Annotated in this window: 19 protein-coding genes; 11 read left to right on the forward strand and 8 right to left on the reverse strand. The window is 45.1% G+C overall.

Annotated elements, in window-relative coordinates; all coding sequences use genetic code 11:
• Position 1: 1 nt before the first annotated feature.
• From HTH_RS08980 to HTH_RS09000, 5 genes are read right to left on the reverse strand one after another with little or no spacing between them, the layout of a single operon-like run.
• The gene (locus tag HTH_RS08980; RefSeq protein WP_012964412.1) at positions 2-1468 is read right to left on the reverse strand and encodes a complex I subunit 4 family protein; all 1467 of its coding nucleotides are present in this window, start codon (positions 1466-1468) and stop codon (positions 2-4) included.
• Between the two features lie 4 nt (positions 1469-1472).
• A complete protein-coding gene (nuoL, locus tag HTH_RS08985) occupies positions 1473-3275 on the reverse strand; it encodes an NADH-quinone oxidoreductase subunit L (protein WP_012964413.1) in 1803 nt (600 codons plus the stop codon).
• Between the two features lies 1 nt (position 3276).
• On the reverse strand, positions 3277-3579 hold the full coding sequence (gene nuoK, locus HTH_RS08990) for an NADH-quinone oxidoreductase subunit NuoK (protein WP_012964414.1): 303 nt from the start codon (positions 3577-3579) through the stop codon (positions 3277-3279).
• Positions 3576-4067, reverse strand: coding sequence for an NADH-quinone oxidoreductase subunit J family protein (locus HTH_RS08995; protein WP_012964415.1), 492 nt, complete (start codon positions 4065-4067; stop codon positions 3576-3578). The genes nuoK and HTH_RS08995 overlap by 4 nt, the downstream gene beginning before the upstream one ends.
• Positions 4055-4660 carry a NuoI/complex I 23 kDa subunit family protein gene (locus HTH_RS09000; protein WP_012964416.1) on the reverse strand — a complete coding sequence of 202 codons (606 nt, stop codon included), beginning with the start codon at positions 4658-4660 and terminating at the stop codon, positions 4055-4057. The genes HTH_RS08995 and HTH_RS09000 overlap by 13 nt, the downstream gene beginning before the upstream one ends.
• Positions 4661-4857: 197 nt before the next feature.
• On the opposite strand from HTH_RS09000, the gene groES reads away from it, so the two are divergent.
• Positions 4858-5151 (forward strand): co-chaperone GroES, encoded by a 294-nt coding sequence (gene groES / locus HTH_RS09005; RefSeq protein WP_012964417.1) that lies wholly within the window; start codon positions 4858-4860, stop codon positions 5149-5151.
• Between the two features lie 24 nt (positions 5152-5175).
• Positions 5176-6813, forward strand: coding sequence for a chaperonin GroEL (gene groL, locus HTH_RS09010; RefSeq protein ID WP_012964418.1), 1638 nt, complete (start codon positions 5176-5178; stop codon positions 6811-6813).
• Positions 6814-6838: 25 nt separating this feature from the next.
• On the opposite strand, the gene HTH_RS09015 is transcribed toward groL, so the two are convergent.
• The 3 genes from HTH_RS09015 to HTH_RS09025 are packed head-to-tail and all read right to left on the reverse strand — an operon-like array spanning position 6839 to position 8920.
• Positions 6839-7567, reverse strand: coding sequence for a phosphatidate cytidylyltransferase (locus HTH_RS09015; protein WP_012964419.1), 729 nt, complete (start codon positions 7565-7567; stop codon positions 6839-6841).
• Positions 7551-8243, reverse strand: coding sequence for a polyprenyl diphosphate synthase (gene uppS, locus HTH_RS09020; protein ID WP_012964420.1), 693 nt, complete (start codon positions 8241-8243; stop codon positions 7551-7553). The genes HTH_RS09015 and uppS overlap by 17 nt, the downstream gene beginning before the upstream one ends.
• The gene (locus HTH_RS09025) at positions 8240-8920 is read right to left on the reverse strand and encodes a tetratricopeptide repeat protein (RefSeq protein WP_012964421.1); all 681 of its coding nucleotides are present in this window, start codon (positions 8918-8920) and stop codon (positions 8240-8242) included. The genes uppS and HTH_RS09025 overlap by 4 nt, the downstream gene beginning before the upstream one ends.
• 25 nt (positions 8921-8945) lie before the next feature.
• Between HTH_RS09025 and HTH_RS09030 the strand changes: the two genes are divergently transcribed.
• Genes HTH_RS09030 through HTH_RS09070 form a run of 9 tightly spaced genes read left to right on the forward strand, consistent with a single transcriptional unit; the run spans position 8946 to position 18338 of the window.
• On the forward strand, positions 8946-10652 hold the full coding sequence (locus tag HTH_RS09030) for a chloride channel protein (RefSeq protein ID WP_012964422.1): 1707 nt from the start codon (positions 8946-8948) through the stop codon (positions 10650-10652).
• A 37-nt stretch (positions 10653-10689) separates the two neighbouring features.
• Positions 10690-11574, forward strand: coding sequence for a UDP-N-acetylmuramate dehydrogenase (gene murB, locus HTH_RS09035; protein ID WP_012964423.1), 885 nt, complete (start codon positions 10690-10692; stop codon positions 11572-11574).
• Positions 11540-12406: a D-alanine--D-alanine ligase family protein gene (locus tag HTH_RS09040; protein WP_012964424.1), complete on the forward strand. Its 867-nt coding sequence runs from the start codon at positions 11540-11542 to the stop codon at positions 12404-12406. The genes murB and HTH_RS09040 overlap by 35 nt, the downstream gene beginning before the upstream one ends.
• A 2-nt stretch (positions 12407-12408) precedes the next feature.
• On the forward strand, positions 12409-13137 hold the full coding sequence (locus tag HTH_RS09045) for a cell division protein FtsQ/DivIB (protein WP_012964425.1): 729 nt from the start codon (positions 12409-12411) through the stop codon (positions 13135-13137).
• 2 nt (positions 13138-13139) lie between these two features.
• Positions 13140-14396, forward strand: coding sequence for a cell division protein FtsA (gene ftsA, locus HTH_RS09050; RefSeq protein ID WP_012964426.1), 1257 nt, complete (start codon positions 13140-13142; stop codon positions 14394-14396).
• A 10-nt stretch (positions 14397-14406) separates the two neighbouring features.
• Positions 14407-15483 (forward strand): cell division protein FtsZ, encoded by a 1077-nt coding sequence (ftsZ, locus tag HTH_RS09055; protein ID WP_012964427.1) that lies wholly within the window; start codon positions 14407-14409, stop codon positions 15481-15483.
• Positions 15480-15749 (forward strand): hypothetical protein, encoded by a 270-nt coding sequence (locus HTH_RS09060; protein ID WP_012964428.1) that lies wholly within the window; start codon positions 15480-15482, stop codon positions 15747-15749. The genes ftsZ and HTH_RS09060 overlap by 4 nt, the downstream gene beginning before the upstream one ends.
• Positions 15750-15792: 43 nt before the next feature.
• Positions 15793-16971: a TolC family protein gene (locus tag HTH_RS09065; RefSeq protein WP_012964429.1), complete on the forward strand. Its 1179-nt coding sequence runs from the start codon at positions 15793-15795 to the stop codon at positions 16969-16971.
• Positions 16968-18338 carry an efflux RND transporter periplasmic adaptor subunit gene (locus HTH_RS09070; protein WP_012964430.1) on the forward strand — a complete coding sequence of 457 codons (1371 nt, stop codon included), beginning with the start codon at positions 16968-16970 and terminating at the stop codon, positions 18336-18338. Before HTH_RS09065 ends, HTH_RS09070 begins: the two co-directional genes overlap by 4 nt.
• Positions 18339-18384 lie beyond the last annotated feature (46 nt).

The following is an 18384-nucleotide window of genomic DNA, read 5'->3' on the forward strand; positions in this document are numbered from 1 at the left end:
TTTAGCCTCCCAACACATATCTGGAAGTTTGCTCAACTATCCTTACAAAGGGCAGTGGATAAAGTCCCAGCAGAAAGGCAGATGCCAGTATGAGCAGAAAAGGTAGAAAGTGATGCGTTTCTATGTCTTTGAGATGTTTCCACTTCTCAAGCCTCTGCTCGGGAACCGTTTCCTCCTCAAAGATGACTTTCTTGTACATGTACAGAAAGTATGCAGCGCTCAAAACCATACCTACACCTGCTATGAATGCCCAGATGGGATAGTTTTTAAAGGTGCCAAGAAAGACTAAAAACTCTGCTACAAAACCTGCAAGTCCGGGAAAGCCTATACCCGCAAGCCCGCTTATCATAAAGAGCACCGAGAGCTTTGGAAGGTATCTGGCGAGTCCCCCCAGGTCATCCATATGATAGCTGTGTATCCTATCATAGATAAACCCTGCTGACATAAAGAGAGCTGCAGAAGACAGCCCGTGAGCTATCATCATGTATATGGCACCATTTAAAGCATTCACATCCAAAGCAAAAGTGCCCAAGGTAACTATACCCATGTGGCTTATGGAGGAGTATGCTATAAGTCTCTTTATATGAGTTTGCGCTATTGCCATCATAGCTGTGTATATGATAGCCACAAGACTTAAAAAGAATATAAGTGGAATGTAGTACTTGCTTGCCTCAGGAAAGAGAGGCAAAGAGTAGCGAACAAATCCATATGTACCCATCTTGAGAAGTACAGCAGCCAGTATCACAGACCCTGCCGTGGGAGCTTCCACGTGAGCATCGGGAAGCCATGTGTGAACAGGCCACATGGGAATCTTTACCGCAAAACCTACACCAAAGAGAAGGAAAGCCAAAAGTTGCAACCAGATGGGATAACTTAAATTCTTGTGAAATAAATAATTAAAGGATATCTGCCCTGTGGTTATGTAAGCGTAAGCTATGATGGAAGCAATACCCAAGAGCAGGAACATGCTACCAAAGAAGGTGTAAACAAAGAATTTGTTGGCAGCGTAAACCTTCCTTTCGTGTCCCCAAAGACCTATGATAAAGTACATGGGAATTAGCATACCCTCCCAGAAGATGTAAAAGAGAAAAAGGTCAAGTGCGGAAAAAACACCTAAACAGGCAGTCTCAAGCATCAAAAATAGTGCATGATACAGGTTAGGTCTATCCTCTATCTTCCAAGACCAGACAAAAGAGGCAAAGAACATGAGAGCTGTCATAAGGATCAGGGAAATGCCCATACCATCAACACCTATATGGTAATAGATGCCAAGCGTAGGTATCCACTCGTATTTGGCCTCATATTGAAAACCCGGCTTGTTCCAGTCAAAGCCAAGAAAGAGCATGAGGGCTATCAAAAGGACTATGCCAGAAGAGACTACGGAGATAATCTTGGAAAGTTTCTCCCTTCTTAAGACCAGTACCAGCAGAGCGGAGAAAAGAGGCAGAAATATAGCTACGCTTAGCATCCCTTCACCTCCACAGAGTTATTAAGAGAAGGATGAGTGAAAAACCCACATACATGGCAAGAGTGTAGTAATTTATCTTACCATTTTGAAGGACTTTTAAAAAACCTCCCGTGGACTGTGCCACCTGATATGTTTTATTGACCACACCATCTATGACCTGCCTTTCAAATACCAAGTAAAAGCTCTTAGAAACCACAAGGTATCCGTATGCTATCAGTTTGTGGTAGAGCTTTTCGGTGTAAAACTGCTCCCTGAAGGTGTCCGCAATGGGTTTTAATGCTCTGTATGCTCTGCGGTGGTCTATTGCCCCCTTCACATACACTGCATACGCTATCCCTATACCTGTCAGCCCTATCAAAACCGAGCTTATGGCTATGCTAAGGTGAAGCTCACTCTTGCTTCCCATCACTCTCATGTACCAGCCTTCTATAAGCCCTGATACTACGGAAAGCACACTCAGTGCCACCATGGGTAGCACCATCACCTTCTCACTCTCGTGTGGCTTTTCCTCATACTCTCTCTTTGAGACAAACATTACAAATCCTTCCCTGAAGATGTAGTAGGCTGTGAGTAGGCTTACAAAGCTTGCCAAAAGTCCCCATCCTGTACCTGCTTCGTATGCACTGCTTATTATCCTGTCTTTGCTGAAAAACCCAGAAAGGGGAAATATGCCAGAGAGTGCCAACGCTCCCACTATAAAGCTCCAGTAGGTGGCTGGCATGTACTTCTTTAGCCCTCCTACTTGGTATATGTCGTACACCTGGTGGTGAAAGGCGTGGATGACCGACCCTGCTGCCAAAAATAGCAGGGCTTTAAAAAAGGCGTGTGTGGTAAGGTGAAACATGGCTCCTGCTTTGTCTCCCAATCCCAGTGCCAGATACATAAGTCCCAGTTGGCTCATGGTGGAAAAGGCTATTATCTTCTTTATATCCGTATGGGATGTGGCAGCCAAAGCTGCAAAGAGCGCAGTTATGCCCCCTATAAGCGCCACCACCTTGAGACTCTCGGGAGTTGCCTCAAACAGAGGATATAGCCTTGCCACCATATAAACGCCTGCTGCTACCATGGTGGCAGCGTGCAAAAGAGCAGAAACTGGCGTGGGACCTGCCATAGCGTTGGGAAGCCATGTGTGAAGAGGGAGCTGTCCAGACTTTCCAACAGCACCACCAAAGAGAAGAAGTGCGCAGACAGAAAGAAGAGCAGAAGGCACACTGCTCACCTTTCCAAATATGTCCAAAAGGGACAAAGACCCAAAAATATAGAAGGAAGAGATTATGCCAAAAATGAAGAGCCAATCACCCACTCTGTTCATGACAAAGGCTTCCAAGGAAGCATCCGCAGCCTTCTTCTGAGTGTGGAAGTAACCAATAAGCAGGTAAGAGGCAAGACCAACACCCTCCCAGCCAAAGAAGATACCAAGCAGGTTGTCAGACAGAACTATAAGGAGCATGGCAAAGAGGAACAGAGACAGGTAAGCGTAGAACTTAAAAGTCCAGTGACCAAATAGGTTGTGCATGTATCCTATAGAGTAAACAAAGATGAGACAGGCCACAAGAGTGACCACAGCGCTGGTAATGGAAGAGAGAGCATCAAAGTAAAGACCAAAGGAGAGGAAGGGCAGAAAGTCATAGAGCTTGACGCTGAAGGGTGAAGAGATAGCCTTAGAGAGTATGGTAAGGGAGAGTACAAAAGAGAGCAAGCCTGCGCCTATGGTGATGAGTGCCGAAAGAAGGTCTCCCATGTATCTGCCCAAAAGACCCACCACCAAAAAGGCAAAGAGTGGCAAAAACAGCACCAGCGCTTCCATGCTAATCCCTCAGATGAACTGTTTCTGAAGACCCTTCGTATCCTCTGAGCCTAAATATTGAAACTATTATGCCTAAACCCACTGCCACCTCAGCAGCAGCCACTGTGAGTATAAAAAGAGCAAAAACCTGACCGTCTGTCCCGCCCAGCATTTTGTCTATACTCACAAAGGCAAGGTTTATACCATTAAGCATAAGCTCCGTACTGACAAGTATAGTAATCAAGTTTTTGCGTATTAATATACCAAAGAAACCCAAAAGGAAGAGAAACAAGCTCAAAATAAGGTAAAACTTTTCAACGCTCACTCCTCTTTCCTCCCAAGAAGTATAGCTCCTATCATAGCAACCAAAAGTATAACAGAAGCCACTTCAAAAGGAAAGAGGTAAGATGTAAACAGATTTTTCCCAACATCTCTTACATTATCACCGCTAATAACATTCAAAGGCTGGGCAAACTTTCCCTTTAGTACCATATAAGACATTAGTAAAAACGAGATTAGAAAAAACGGTGCTCCCCAAAAAAGCTCCTGTTTATATATACCTTCAAATCTCTTAACTTTTTCCCAAGGGATAACAGTTATTACCAATACATAGAAGACAACGATGGCAACCGCGTATATGATGAGCTGAAGCCCTGCCAGAAGCTCTGCTTTCATCTGGAGAAATATACCTGCCATGGCAAGTATAACCGAAAGGAAAGCCAATATAACATGAACAGGATTTTTCATAAAGATGGTACAGAGTGCAGATAACACAAGCCAAAGAGAGAGAAGAGCGGTGATTACCCACTCCACTGGACCTTCCCCCAGAGTTTTTCCCTTTGATGGTCATCTATCCAAATTCTGTCAGGTTCTTTTCCTCTTCTTTTCTTCCAGTCTATGGCGTGTCTTTCCAGGTCCTCCATTCTGTAGACCCCAGATGCCCTTGAGTAACCCGCAAGCTCATGAAGGTCCGTCATGGTAAGACACCCTACCGGACAGGCATCTACGCAAAGCCCACAGAAAAGACAGTTATAGAGGTTCATGTCAAACCTCACCACTTTCTTAGTACCGTCAGGCATCTGCACCGCTTCTATCCTAAAAAGTGTAGGCATGGGACAGGCTGTCTGACACATGTAGCAGGCTACACACCTGCTCTTGCCTTTTTCGTAGCTCATGAACTTGCCTATAGCCTTGAGAGAATCTGGCTCTGTACCATCCCACACAAAGTGACCGTGTGCTCCTCTGTACCTCTTTGGTAAGGTTAGCTTTTCAAGAGGATAGTTTATGGTGATAGGTCTCCTGAGGAGATTTCTAAGAGTTACAGAAAGACCCTTTATAAAATCCACAAACAGCACAGCCTCTACTATGTTTAAAAAAGCCTTCCTGTCTACTTTCTTTATTCTCATAGTGAAAGATAATTTTACTACTCACTGAGCCAGCACCCAAAATTTAGTGATTTAGATCATCTTTTTTTCCAAAGTATAACACTTCTGGCATCAAAAAAGTTTAGTATAATAGGCTAAAAATTTACTCAAAACCTCTTGACAAAGGGATAGGGTGTTAATATAATTTTTATGTGTAAAAAAATGAAGGAGGTAAGGACATGGCAAGGCTGAGACCTTTGTACGATAAGATAGTAGTCAAAAGAATGGAAGAGCAGGAACAGAAGACGCCGTCAGGTATTATCATACCTGACACTGCAAAAGAAAAGCCCCAAATAGGGGAAGTTATTGCAGTAGGTGATGGGAAGCTTCTCAGCAACGGTCAAATTGTCTCCCCAAAGGTGAAGAAGGGAGACAAGGTGGTATTTAATAAGTATGCAGGTACAGAAGTGGAGCTGGACGGTGAAAAGTACTTAATAATGTCCGAAGACGAAGTTCTTGCAGTAATTGAGTAAATAACTTTTAAAGGAGGTGGAAAGATGGCTGCAAAGAAGGTTATTTATGGAGAAGATGCAAGGGCAAGGCTCAAAGCAGGTGTTGACAAGCTTGCCAATGCTGTTAAGGTCACCCTCGGACCAAGAGGTAGAGAGGTGATCATAGAGAAAAAGTGGGGTACTCCTGTAGTTACAAAGGATGGCGTTACTGTAGCAAAGGAGATAGAATTTAAGGACCCTTACGAAAACATGGGCGCACAGCTGGTAAAGGAGGTAGCTTCCAAAACATCTGATGTAGCAGGTGACGGAACTACCACAGCAACAGTGCTGGCTCAAGCCATCTTTAACGAAGGCTTGAGAGCTATAGCATCTGGTGCAAATCCCATGGACATCAAGAGAGGTATAGATAAGGCTGTTGAAACGGTCGTAAACGAGATAAAGAAGCTCTCCATACCTGTGTCTGGGAGAAAAGAGATAGAGCAAGTTGCCACCATATCAGCTAACAACGATGCAACCATAGGGAAAATCATAGCTGATGCCATGGAAGCTGTGGGGAAGGATGGCGTCATCACCGTTGAGGAGTCCAAGTCCGCAGAGACTACCCTTGAGACAGTCCAAGGCATGCAGTTTGACAGAGGATACCTCTCCCCTTACTTTGTGACAAATCCCGATAAAATGGAGGCGGTGCTTGAGGATCCTTTCATACTGATATACGAAAAGAAGATATCCAATGTGAAGGATCTGCTTCCTGTGCTTGAGAATGTGGTAAGAGCTGGTAAACCACTTCTCATAATAGCGGAAGATGTAGAAGCAGAAGCATTGGCAACTTTGGTGGTAAACCACATAAAGGGTGTGATAAGAGCTTGTGCAGTAAAGGCTCCGGGCTTTGGTCAGAGGAGAAAGGATTATCTGCAGGATATAGCCATACTCACCGGTGGAACAGCCATAACGGAGGAGCTAGGTATAAAGCTTGAAAGCGTGACACTGGATATGCTCGGAAGGGCTGACAAAGTGATAGTGGATAAGGACAACACCACTATAGTAGGAGGCAAAGGCTCTAAGGAAGCCATACAGGCAAGGATAGAGCAGATCAAGAGACAGATCCTTGAAACCACCTCCGACTATGACAGAGAAAAGCTTCAGGAGAGACTTGCCAAGCTCTCCGGCGGAGTTGCCATCATAAGGGTAGGTGCTGCAACAGAAGCAGAGCTAAAAGAAAAGAAAGCAAGAGTTGAGGATGCAGTGCATGCAACAAAGGCGGCTGTTGAGGAAGGTATAGTGCCTGGTGGTGGAGTAGCTCTCGTGAGAGCATCCGAAGCCTTAGACAACCTAAAAGTGGATAACGCAGACCAGCAGCTTGGCATTGATATAATAAAGAAGGCTTGCAGGACACCCATCAGGCAGATAGCTGCTAACTCAGGCTTTGAAGGTTATGTGGTGCTTGAGAAGGTCCTCCAGCTCGGAAAAGAGAAGGGTAAAAACTGGGGTTTTGATGCTGGTGTTGGAGATTACAAGGACATGGTGGAGGCTGGTATCATAGACCCCACTAAGGTGGTAAGGGTAGCCATCCAAAACGCAGCCTCTGTTGCAGGTACTATGCTTACCGCAGAAGCTCTGGTGGCGGAGATACCTGAAGAGAAGAAAGAGAAAACTCCTACTCCAGAGATGCCAGAGCTTGACTAATACTCCCCCCCACAAGGGGGGACCCTTATAAAACTACCAAAGCGGAGTAGACAGGAGCAGTAAAAAGTAATGAATCAAACCTGTCAGTAAAACCTCCATGACCTCCAAGGATATCAGAGAAGTCTTTTATGCCTACTTGCCTTTTAATGAAGCTTTTAAAAAGGTCGCCAGAAACGTCGCACAAAATTAGCAAAACACCGCACAGCAGAGATTTAAAAGGTGGAAGACCAGAAATAAAAGAAAAAGTTACTACACCACCTATGGCACCACCTAAAAAACCTTCCCAAGTCTTCTTGGGAGAGAGTTTAGGAAAGAAGGGATGCTTACCCAGGTGCTTACCCACATAGTAGGAAAACACATCCACAACCCAAGTAAAAATTAGGACCTTAAGAAGCTGATAATCATGCAAAACCTTTAGGGTGTAAAGGTAAGATGGCAAAATACCTGCGTAAATCAAAACGAGAAAGCTTTTTAAAAAATCTTCCATACTCCAAGACCTGTAGCCCTTTGTTAAAGACAGTATGGCAGAGAGAACTATACCCATGCCTGTGTGAAGACAAGAAATTAGGAAAACCGTAGAAGCAAATACAGGATACAGCTCTACCTTTAAAGCTTGAGACACTTCCTTAGCTACTCTGTAAGACAAAAAAGCAACTGCGGGTATGAATATATAAAGGGGAGAAAAGACTATCACCAAAGAGACCAAACCTACAAGAAGCCCTACAGTTTCTCTGCTTCTATAAAACCGCTCCAAACTTTCTCACCCGTCTTGAGTAATTTTCTATAGCTTTCAAAAGCTCTGTTTTGTCAAAGTCTGGCCAGTAAGTGTCTGTAAAGTAAAGTTCAGAGTATGCCAGGTTCCAAAGTAGAAAGTTGGAGATCCTCTTCTCTCCAGCTGTTCTTATAAGAAGGTCTGGGTCTGGTATGCCGTCCAGGTCAAGAAAACTTGAAAAGGTTGTTTCGTCCACACTTTTTAAGCCCGCTTTTAACACTTTATTTATAGCTCTTACTATGTCATTCCTGCCACCGTAATCAAGCGCCATGCAAACTGTTATACCACTACACCTTTTGCTATCTTCTTCCACCTGCTCCATAAGCATAACTAGTTCCTTAGGTAGTCTATCTCTTCTGCCTATAAACTTCAGCCTTATGTTCCTGCTTATAAGCTCGTCCTTTTTCTCCTTCAGGTAGGACTCAAAAAGCATAAAAAGCGCTTTTACTTCCTCCTCAGGTCTTTTCCAATTTTCTGTTGAAAAAGTAAAGAGGGTAAGATATTTTATGCCCAGCTCTATGCAAGCATCAACAAGCTCCTCTGCCCTCTTAACACCTTGATAATGGCCGTGTATCCTTGATAGCCCTCTCTCCTTTGCCCATCTTCCATTTCCATCCATAATGACAGCAAGATGTGTAGGTATTTTTAAAGATGTCATTTTCCAAGTTTTCTCTTAGCTATCTGTGCCTCTTCTGAAAGGGGATAGTCCTTCATCAGGTTTTGATAAAACTCATTAGCCTTCTGCTGATCACCTTTAAGTTCATACAATCTGGCTAACTGGAGATAGGCAGCTGGTGCTTTATTGCAATCTGGAAGTTCGCCCCTTTTACACCTCTCTACCAGTGTGAGCCAGACAGCCTCCGCCTTATCCAGCTCGTTCAGGTCTCTGAAGGTGGTACCTAACCAGAAGTAAGCGTTATCAGTAAGAGGTGTTTGCGGGTTTTTCCTGATAAACTCTATGAACTTTTCCTTTGCTTTGTTTAATTGCTTTTGGTTGTAAAGATTTATTGCCTCGTCGTACTCCCTCTGGTAATCCTCTTGAGCTTTTTGAGGAACTTCCACCCTTCTTTTGGTCTCCTCGGGAGTTTTTACTGGACTTATGGTCTCTCTGCCTGTTTTTAATCTTTCCACATCCAATCTCAGCTTGGTAAAGCTTTCCGCAAGATTGTCCACTCTGGTTTCTGTCTTTATGCTCTGCTCCTCAAGCCTCCTCTGTCTCTCCTCAAGCTTATTTAATCTCTCATCAACCTTGGCAAACCTCTGGTCCAGCTCCTCTTTGGTAATGGGTCCACAAGCTACCAGAGCTACCGTAAAAAACAACACCGCTTTTTTCATAGAGTAAAATTATAAGTCAACGGAAGTGTTGAGGAGGTATCTACTGGTTCCTGTCCTCATAGGTGTGCTTACCGGAGTCTCTGCAGTTGTATTTGTCCATCTTCTCAACCTAATAACTCGCTACGTTTTGGAAAGTGTGGTTAGTTATATACAGCCGTTGCCAGCGGGAGAAGGCATAAGGCAGGAGTTTACACAGGAACCCACAAGACCTTATCTTCTTCCTCTAACAGTAGCTCTTGGTGGGCTAATCTCTGGGTTTCTTACATACTATCTTTCTCCTGAGTCCGCAGGCGTTGGGACTGATGCTGCAATAAAGGCTTACCATAACAGGGAGAGGCTTTCCATACGCTCCTCCATATTGAAGCTGATAACTTCAGCTTTAACCATCGGAACGGGAGGAACTTCAGGAAGGGAAGGACCCATAGCTTTGATAGGTGCCGGAATAGGCTCTACTGTTGCTGGCCTTTTCAGAATGGGGGAAAGGGACAGAAGAATAGCTATTGCCGTCGGTCTTGGGTCCGGAATAGCTGCCATATTCAAAGCTCCACTTGCAGGAGCTATAATTAGCGCCGAGGTTTTCTTTAAAAGGGATTTTGATATAGAGGCGGTAATACCAAGTTTTATAGCTTCAATAACTTCTTATAGCGTTTTTGCGCTGTTTTTTGGCTTTCAACCAATATTCTCTGTAAATATACAAAAACTTTCCAACATTTACCCCACTCTCCTCGCTTACGCAGGATTGGGGGTGGTGTGTGCGCTGATGGTCAGGATATTCATCTTCGTATTTTTTATGGTTAAGGAGAGATTTGACAGGCTAAGTTTTCCTCCGTACTTAAAACCTGCTCTGGGTGGCTTTTTAGCGGGGCTGGTAGGCATGTTCGTACCTTCCGCAATAGGCAACGGATATGGCTGGCTCCAGCTTATTATGGACGGGAAGCTACATGATATAACTTTAATCCTTTTCAGTGCTTTAGGCATTATCCTTGGGGCTTCGCTAACGCTTGGGTCAGGTGGTTCGGGAGGTGTTTTTGGTCCATCTGTAATGTTAGGGGGACTTGTGGGAGCATTCTACAGTCTTTTCCTAAATAGCATGCATAACCTATCTCTGCATGTTCCATCTATGGTGGTTGTTGGGATGATATCCTTCTTTGCAGGCGCAGCTAAGGCTCCCCTTTCAACCCTTATACTCATAGCTGAAATGACAGGGGGCTACGAATTGCTTATTCCTGCCATGATTTCTGTATTTATCACCTTCTTCCTGAGCGGTGATAGAAGTATTTTCCCGAGCCAAGTAGATACGCGCCTTGACTCCCCAGCTTATTCGGATGAGTGGGGACTTTATATAATTGAAAGGCTAAGAGTGAAAGACCATATGAGCGAGCCTATAACTATAAAACCTTATGTACATATAGAAGAGGCTCAGGATTTGATGGCTCAAAATCTAATAGGAGGGCTTCCAGTGGTCAATGACGGGAAACTCGTTGGTATTATAACTAAAAGCGATGTGCTAAAAGTCCCTCCCGAGAAGAGAAGTAGCACTAAGGTTTATGAAGTGATGAGTACAAACCTTATAGTTGCTACACCTGAAGATACCTTAGGCTATGTGTTCAGGCTTATGATGGGAAAGGGTGTGGGTAGAATTCCTATAGTGGAAAAAAAAGGTAGCTTAAAACTTGTTGGTATAATAGCAAGAGCTGACATAGGCAGAGCTATAAGGGAGCATAAAGCTTAAACTGAAGAACTTTCTCGCTTAAAATAAGTCAGTGTCCATGAAGTTAGAGAAAAACGTGCTACTTGCTCCATATACCACCATAAGGATAGGGGGTACTGCGCGTTTTATGTGTTTTCCCTCTGACTTTGCAGAGCTTTCTAAAGCCATAAGGTGGGCAAAGGAGGAGGGACTGCCTGTATTCTTGCTGGGTAGGGGTGCTAACACAATTTTTGGTGATTACTATGGGCTTGTGATAAACACCTCAAGACTAAACGGTATGAAGATTTTCCATGCAGGGGAAAAGGTTCTGCTGGAAGCCCAGTGTGGGGTGAGGCTCTCGCAGGTGGTTAAACTGGCTCTTGAGCTAAACCTGGAAGGCATATACAAGCTTGCCGGGTTTCCCGCAACGGTGGGAGGTGCTGTGGCTATGAATGCAGGAGCTTTTGGCACGGAAATATCGCATTACCTTAAGAGCCTTCTTGTCATGGACTGGGAAGGCAATGTGGAGAAGATCAGCGCGGAGGATGTAAAGTTTGATTACAGAAGCTCTCCTTTTCCGGATATGGGCATAGTTCTTATGGCTGAGCTGGAGCTAAAGAGAGCAGAGCTTGATGTTAGGCACGAGCAGAATCTCATAAAGGAGAGGAGAAGGCGCACACAGCCCATAAACATGCCCACATCCGGCTCTACCTTTAAGAATCCGCCTGGGCAGTATGCGGGCAAACTTCTTGAGATGGTGGGTATGAAGGGATACAGAGTAGGAGATGTGGCTTTTTCCCACCTTCATGCTAACTTTCTTGTAAACTTAGGTGATGGCAGATACGAAGATGCGCTTAAAATACTCTTGGAAGCAAAAAGGAGAGTTTACGAGGAGTTTGGTATATATCTTGAGGAGGAGGTAAAAGTCGTTGAGAGTTGTAGTACTCATGGGGGGCAGGTCTGAGGAGAGAGAGATATCTTTGAAAACTGGAGAGGCTGTGTTAAGAGCCATCAGGGAGCTGGGGCACGAAGCAATACCACTTGACTTGGAGGAAAACCTCTGCCAGAAACTCCTTGAGATAAAGCCAGACAAGGTCTTTATAGCACTTCACGGCACTTACGGCGAAGATGGAAGAGTGCAGGGGCTTCTGGACATCCTGGGCATTCCGTATACAGGCTCTGGAGTGCTGGGTAGCTGTCTTGCCATGGATAAGGACATAACCAAAAAGATACTGACTTTCCACCGCATACCTGTGCCTGCGGGTATATGTGTGCGCAGAGGGGAGACTTTTGAATGGCACAGCTTTCCCGCGGTAGTAAAACCTGCTGACCAGGGCTCAAGCGTAGGGCTTTTTCTGGTAAAAGACCATGATGAGCTTGAAAATGCAGTAAGGGAAGTGCTTAGTATCTCTCACAAGGTGCTGATAGAAGAGTACATAATAGGGAGGGATATAACGGTGGGAATACTAAAGGGCGAGGCTCTTCCTCCCGTAGAGATAAAACCAAAGAAGGGCATCTATGACTACGAGAGCAAGTACACCAAAGGCATGTCCGATTATGTCTTTTTAGAGGATGAAAAGCTAATCAAGAAGCTTCAGGACATAGCTTTAATGGTACACAAATATTTAGAACTTAAGGACATTTCACGCGTAGACTTCAGATTGTCTGAGGATGGTGTAGCGTATGTTTTGGAAGCCAACACCATACCTGGAATGACAGAACTCAGTCTTTTTCCCATGATGTGTAAAAAGAAAGGTATTGAATTTAAAGAGATGATACATATGTTATTATCTTAGCAATGAAAAAAGAGGGGAAAAAGGCGGGGAGAAGACACGCCGTAATCGGCTACATACTCGTGGCTGCCTGGATATTTTCAATGGCGTTGGCTGGTTTTTTTATGCCTGTTTTAATGGACACCCTCCCCTACTTTAAGGTCAAAGCCATTCAGGTGGAAGGAAACAGAGTTCTGCCCGCATATGTGTTTTCTAAGGCTGCTCTTGAACTAAAAAACAACTGGCTGTTTATAACTGAAGGTAGGCTTCTTGCTTTGTTAAATGTATTAACTGGCAATTCGGTGGAGGAGGTAAAAATAGACAGGACATTTCAAAAAGATGGAGTTATACTAAAAGTACGTGTAAAAGAAAGGGAACCTTTCCTAACGGTTGTTGAAGGGGAAAAAATGATCTTTTTTGACCGAAAAGGTGTACCCTTTTTTTATAAGTATTTCACACCTCAAAGACCTTACATCTACAGCCAGTCTGTAGACCTTGTAAAGGAGAACTTTTCTATACTGAAAAGTCTTGTGGATATTTGCAAAGAGCATTTATCGCGTGTAGATAACATCTATTTGAGCGAGTCGGACACTGTTATATACGGAAATAACCACACAAGAATACTTTTACCCGCGATTGAGCAGATTAGCGACACAACTTTAAAAAGACTGAGCAGTATCTATAATATAAGTATGGAGGCAAAAGAGGTTGACCTGACCACAGAAGGTATGGCAATAATAAAAGGTGGGGAGTAAATATGAAAGTGTTAACTTCTTTGGATATTGGAACTGGTAAGGTTACAGTGCTGGTGGGGGAGATAGACAGCTATGGTGATATTCACATAATAGGTGTGGGAGAAGCTCCATCAAAAGGTATAGACAGGGGGTATATAACAAGGTTAGACCTTGCAGTTCAGACTATACTTACAGCTCTAAGGGAAGCTCAGGAAATGTCCAGCACGCGCATAGATACTGTTTTTATAAATGTGTCTGGTCCTAATGTAAAAAGTCAGAACGAAAAGGATACCGTCAGCGTATCACCACAGCCTACTGAGATAGACCAGACTCATATAGATAGGCTCATAGAGAGAGCCATCACCAGAGCCAAAGAGGAGGGATACGAAGTTATAAGTGCGGTCCCACGAAGGTTCCTCTTGGATGATCAGGAAGGTGTCATAGATCCGGTAGGACTCCTGGGTTCAAGACTTTCTGCTGAGGTGCATGTTGTAAAAGTGGGTAGCAGTATGATTAGAAATCTTGAGAAAGCTATAGCTTCAAGCGGACTTAAGATTGGGCATAAGTTCCTGTCCTCTATGGCATCGTCAGAAGCTGTGCTGACAACGGAGGAGAAGGAGGAAGGGGTACTCCTCATGGATATGGGTGCAGGGCTTACTGACTTTGTTCTGTATGCGGATGGTTCACCTGTTATAACGGGAAGTGTCCCCATGGGTGGCATAAACATAACAAAGGACATAGCCCACTTTATGAAGATAGCCAGCGACCAAGCGGAGAGGATAAAGATAGAGTACGGTTTTGCCATAGCTGACCTTGTGAATGAAACAGAGAGGGTTAAAATAAAACCCAGAGGAGAGGACAAGGAAACTATGGTGAGTAAAAAACAGCTCTCGGAAGTTATACAGATAAGATTGGAGGAGATTATGGATAAAGTAATGGGACTTATAAACTCGCATGGTGTGAACCTTGACTCGGCAAACGCAGGTATTGTGATCACTGGAGGCTGTGCTAAGCTCTCTGGCATTAGGGAATTTCTTGAGAGATACTTTGACCTTCCTGTAAGGGTAGGCTACCCCACAGGGGTGATAGGGCTAAAGGAGAAGGTCCAAGACCCTGCCTACTCTACATCGGTGGGTCTTTTAAAGCTTGCATATCAGGAACAGTTTATGGGCACTGGCACCTTTACTCAGAATGCGCAGGACAGAAACGCAAGCACAAGAGGGATAGACATCTCATCCTTTCTGGCAAAGATAAAGGCTTTTTTTAAGGATGTTATGTAGGAGGTGGAGTATGGAAAGTTTGAATCCCACACGCATTAAGGTTTTTGGCGTAGGCGGTGGCGGGTCAAATGCGGTCAATCGCATGTATCTGGACGGTATAGAGGGTGTTGACCTCTTTGCGGTAAATACGGACATACAGCACCTTACTTCTCTCAGCGTTCCCAACAAGATACAGATAGGAGAAAAGGTGACCAAAGGTTTGGGTGCTGGAGCAAAGCCGGAGATGGGAGAGCAGGCAGCTCTGGAAGACATAGATAAGATAAGGGAGGTTCTCAGAAATACGGATATGCTCTTTCTGGCGGTGGGTCTTGGAGGTGGCACAGGAACTGGTGCAGCGCCTGTGATAGCAGAAACCGCAAAGGAAATGGGGATATTGACCGTAGCCGTGGTGACCAAACCTTTTGCTTTTGAAGGTCCCAAAAGGATGCAGGTAGCCCTTGAAGGACTGGAAAGACTCAAAGAGGTAGTGGACACCTACATAGTGATAAACAACCAAAAACTTGCGGAGATGGCAGACAGGAACTTTAGCATAAAAGACGCTTTCAGGATGGTGGACGATGTGCTCTCAAAAGCCGTAAGAGGCATAACCAGCATAGTTGTCACACCTGCTTTGATAAATGTGGACTTTGCGGATGTTAAAACGGTTATGGAAAAGGGAGGGCTTGCCCTGATTGGTATGGGAGAAGGACGAGGAGACGGAAGAAGAGACAATGCCATAGAACAGGCAATAACGAGCCCACTGCTGGAAGGCAACACTGTTGAGGGTGCAAGGAGGCTTCTTATCACCCTCTGGGTCAGCGAGGATGTGCCCTTCAGGGATGTGGAAGAGGCTATAAGCAGGATAAGGGAGTCAGCTCACGAGGATGCCCTGATTATATTTGGTGCTGTTTTGGAAGAGGCAAAGGAAAACTTTATGCGTATAGCGCTTGTGGCAACAGACTTTGAAAACGCTCAGGCTCAGTTCAAAGTGGTCAAAAAACCCGAGCCAAAAGAGGTTAAAAAAGTAGTCCCGGAGGTCATCATAGAACCCGTACAACCTGAGCTGGATGACATACCCGCCTACCTCAGAAGAAAGAGAAAGCTGTGAGAAGGATAGACACCAAAGGAAACAAAGCTTTATCTTTCGTGTTGGGGCTCGTTTACGGCTACAGAAACGCCAGCATGGAGCTGGTGGTAAAGGACATAAAAGAGTTTTCTCAGGAGGAGCATACGCAGGACACAGTTTACTACATTAACAGACAAACAGGTGAGGCATATAGCTCTTTTTGTGATGAGGTGAGTCATGTGTGCGTCATAAGAGAGGATAAAATTAACAAGAAAGTTGTGTTATTTATCTACAAAAGTGCCGTTTAATTAAAGACTTGAACCATCTTTAAGAATAGCTTAAAATGAATTCATGTTTTTTGTGCTTTTTCTGTGCCTTCTTTCCCTATCCTGGGCTGGGGAGCTGGAAAAGCTTATATGGTATGCTCTTGAGAACTCACCAAGGATAAAACAGTACGAGAAGCTCTTGCAGAGTTTTGAATACAGAGAGAGGTATGTAAAGAGCCTGCCAAATCCTTCTGTCTTTGCAGGACTTTCCAATCTGCCCGTAAATAGACCCTATCCCAACTCAAAAGAACCCATGAGCGCTTTTAGCATAGGTTTTTCTCAGGTCTACACCCTTCCGGTCAAAAGGGAGCTGGAGGCAAAGGTGGCAAGGGAGCAAAAACTCCAGACTCAAGCAGGCATGCTGTTGCTACAAAAAGAGCTAATAAGGGACATAAAGCTGAGGTATCTGGAGTGGCTTTATACCTTCAAAAAGGAGAGCCTTCTCAGAGCCATAAAAGAGTCGGTGGATGCCTTGGAAAGCTCAACCAGAGAAAACTACAGATACGGCAGGGCTACCCTCTCGGACCTGCTTTCCCTGAAGGGAGAGAAGATAAGAGTGCAGAAGCTTCTCATTGAGGTAAAGCAAGATAGGGAGAGGTTAAAAAACGAAATTGATGCTCTGGTGGGCGCAAGCTTTGAGCTAAAGGGTGAAGAGATAAACCTGCAGGGGCCGGACTTTGAAAGCATAGACCTGCAAAAAAGCCCTTACCTGAGGGAGAAATACGCAAAGCTAAGAGAGCTGGAGGCACAGCTGGAAAGGAAAAGAGTGGAACACCTGCCGGACATAGAGCTTATGGTAGAGTACATGGCAAGACCTTCCATGAGCGACATGTTTAGCGTGCGCATAGGCTTTAGCCTGCCCGTCTGGAAGTCAAGAAGGGAAGACCTCATGGTGCTGGAAAAAAGAGAGGAGATTCAGGCAAGCAGGGAAGAGATAAAAAACATGGAGCTGGAGCTAAAAAGAGCCATAAGCAACCTGAGGGTAGACTACGAGAGCAAAAGGGAGTTTCTGAAGCTTACACAGGAGCTGATAAATCAGAAAAAGGAGGAGCTAAAGGCTCTTGAGCTTGCCTACAGATACAGCAGGGCGGATTTTAGGGACCTTATGAGGCTCTACAGGGAGCTCTGGGAGCTTGAGTTAAACAGGCTTGACCTGGAGCTGAGGCTAAAGAGCATTCCCATTGAGCTGGAGGCACTCTTATGAGAAAGCTATTGCTCTTTGCGGTGCTAGTGCTGGTGGTGGCTCTGGTGGCAGGAGTTTTTTATTACAGGAGTAAGGAGGAGAAAGCTCAGGTACCTTCAGGATACTCCTACCTCTTTTCTCTGCAGGGGGAGGGTTTTAAGGTGGAGCTCTACGCTCCGGGCGGGAAGCTTGCGGTGGGTAAAAATAGCCTGTTTGTGGTGGTGCATCCATCCTCAAACCTGGAGAACCTTTACTTTTACATGCCTCCCATGCCGGGCATGGGGGAGATGAGGGAGGATGTGCTTCTTAAAAGCCTTGGTGGAGGAAGGTACGAGGGCGCTGTGAACATAAGCATGGCAGGCTCCTGGCAGATAATAGCCCAGATAAACAAAAGGACCATAAAGAGAGAGATTTCTGTGCCTTTTGAAGCCGGAAAAAGTGTGCAGAAAGGAGAAGAAGGGGTGATAAATGTGGACCCAACCAAGCTACAGCTTATAGGCATAGAAACAGATCAGGCAAAGAGGGGAGAGCTGACAGAAGGTTTTAACGCTGTTGGGTATGTTTCCTACGACCTTTCTAAGACTTACGAGATAACCCTCAGAAGCGATGCGTGGGTGCTGGACACCTTCGGAAGGTTTGAGGGAGAGCTAATAAGGAGAGGAACCCCACTTATGAGGGTGTTGAGTCCTGAGGCACAGATAGCCAGAGAGGAGCTCCGTCTAGCAAAGGAGTTTGGCAAGAAGGACCTTGAGAAGGCTGCTGCAGAGAGGCTCTCTTACCTGAAGGCGGGAGAGGTAGTTTTTTCTCCTTATGAGGGTGTGGTGCTTGAGAGGAAAGTGTCGCCGGGTGGCTACCTCAAGGCCGGAGATGTAGCCTACAGGATAGCGGACATATCAAGGGTGTGGGTCATAGCGGAGGTGCCTCAGGAGTATGCACCCATGATAAGAAAGGGAATGCAGGTGCTGGTGAGCCCTGTAGGGAGTCAGGAGAGTTTTGTGGGCAGGGTGGACTACATATTCCCCGAGGCGGACCGGCAGGCAAGGACCATAAAAGTGAGAATAAGCCTTGGCAACAGAGGGCTGGCTTTCAAAATAAACCAGATGGTGGATATTTACTTTGAGAGACAGCTGGGCAACGCTTTGGTGGTGCCTGCCTCTGCGGTGGTGGACACAGGCAGGAGGCAAATAGTCTTCGTGGAAAAGGAGAGGGGGGTTTACGAGCCCAGAAGCGTAAAGCTGGGAAGATGCACACAGGATGTGTGTCAGGTGCTGGAAGGTCTAAAAGAGGGGGAGAGGGTGGTAATAAAAGGCACCTTCCTTCTGGACTCGGAGGCCCAGATAAAAGGAGTGTATTCTGAGGAGGTAAGAACTCATGAGCACCACCACTGATCTACTTTTTGCTCATAAACCTGCCGTACCAGTAGAGGATATAAAG

It is taken from the genome of Hydrogenobacter thermophilus TK-6, from assembly GCF_000010785.1.
Classification (GTDB): Bacteria; Aquificota; Aquificia; order Aquificales; family Aquificaceae; genus Hydrogenobacter; species Hydrogenobacter thermophilus.

Excerpts from the sequence above, each read along its gene's own strand:
- HTH_RS08980 (WP_012964412.1), bottom strand. The coding sequence starts at position 1,468 with ATGCTAAGCGTAGCTATATTTCTGCCTCTTTTCTCCGCTCTGCTGGTA.
- nuoL (WP_012964413.1), bottom strand. The coding sequence starts at position 3,275 with ATGGAAGCGCTGGTGCTGTTTTTGCCACTCTTTGCCTTTTTGGTGGTG.
- HTH_RS09000 (WP_012964416.1), bottom strand. The coding sequence starts at position 4,660 with ATGAGAATAAAGAAAGTAGACAGGAAGGCTTTTTTAAACATAGTAGAG.
- groES (WP_012964417.1), top strand. The coding sequence starts at position 4,858 with ATGGCAAGGCTGAGACCTTTGTACGATAAGATAGTAGTCAAAAGAATG.
- groL (WP_012964418.1), top strand. The coding sequence starts at position 5,176 with ATGGCTGCAAAGAAGGTTATTTATGGAGAAGATGCAAGGGCAAGGCTC.
- uppS (WP_012964420.1), bottom strand. The coding sequence starts at position 8,243 with ATGACATCTTTAAAAATACCTACACATCTTGCTGTCATTATGGATGGA.
- HTH_RS09025 (WP_012964421.1), bottom strand. The coding sequence starts at position 8,920 with ATGAAAAAAGCGGTGTTGTTTTTTACGGTAGCTCTGGTAGCTTGTGGA.
- murB (WP_012964423.1), top strand. The coding sequence starts at position 10,690 with ATGAAGTTAGAGAAAAACGTGCTACTTGCTCCATATACCACCATAAGG.
- HTH_RS09045 (WP_012964425.1), top strand. The coding sequence starts at position 12,409 with ATGAAAAAAGAGGGGAAAAAGGCGGGGAGAAGACACGCCGTAATCGGC.
- ftsA (WP_012964426.1), top strand. The coding sequence starts at position 13,140 with ATGAAAGTGTTAACTTCTTTGGATATTGGAACTGGTAAGGTTACAGTG.
- ftsZ (WP_012964427.1), top strand. The coding sequence starts at position 14,407 with ATGGAAAGTTTGAATCCCACACGCATTAAGGTTTTTGGCGTAGGCGGT.
- HTH_RS09065 (WP_012964429.1), top strand. The coding sequence starts at position 15,793 with ATGTTTTTTGTGCTTTTTCTGTGCCTTCTTTCCCTATCCTGGGCTGGG.
- HTH_RS09070 (WP_012964430.1), top strand. The coding sequence starts at position 16,968 with ATGAGAAAGCTATTGCTCTTTGCGGTGCTAGTGCTGGTGGTGGCTCTG.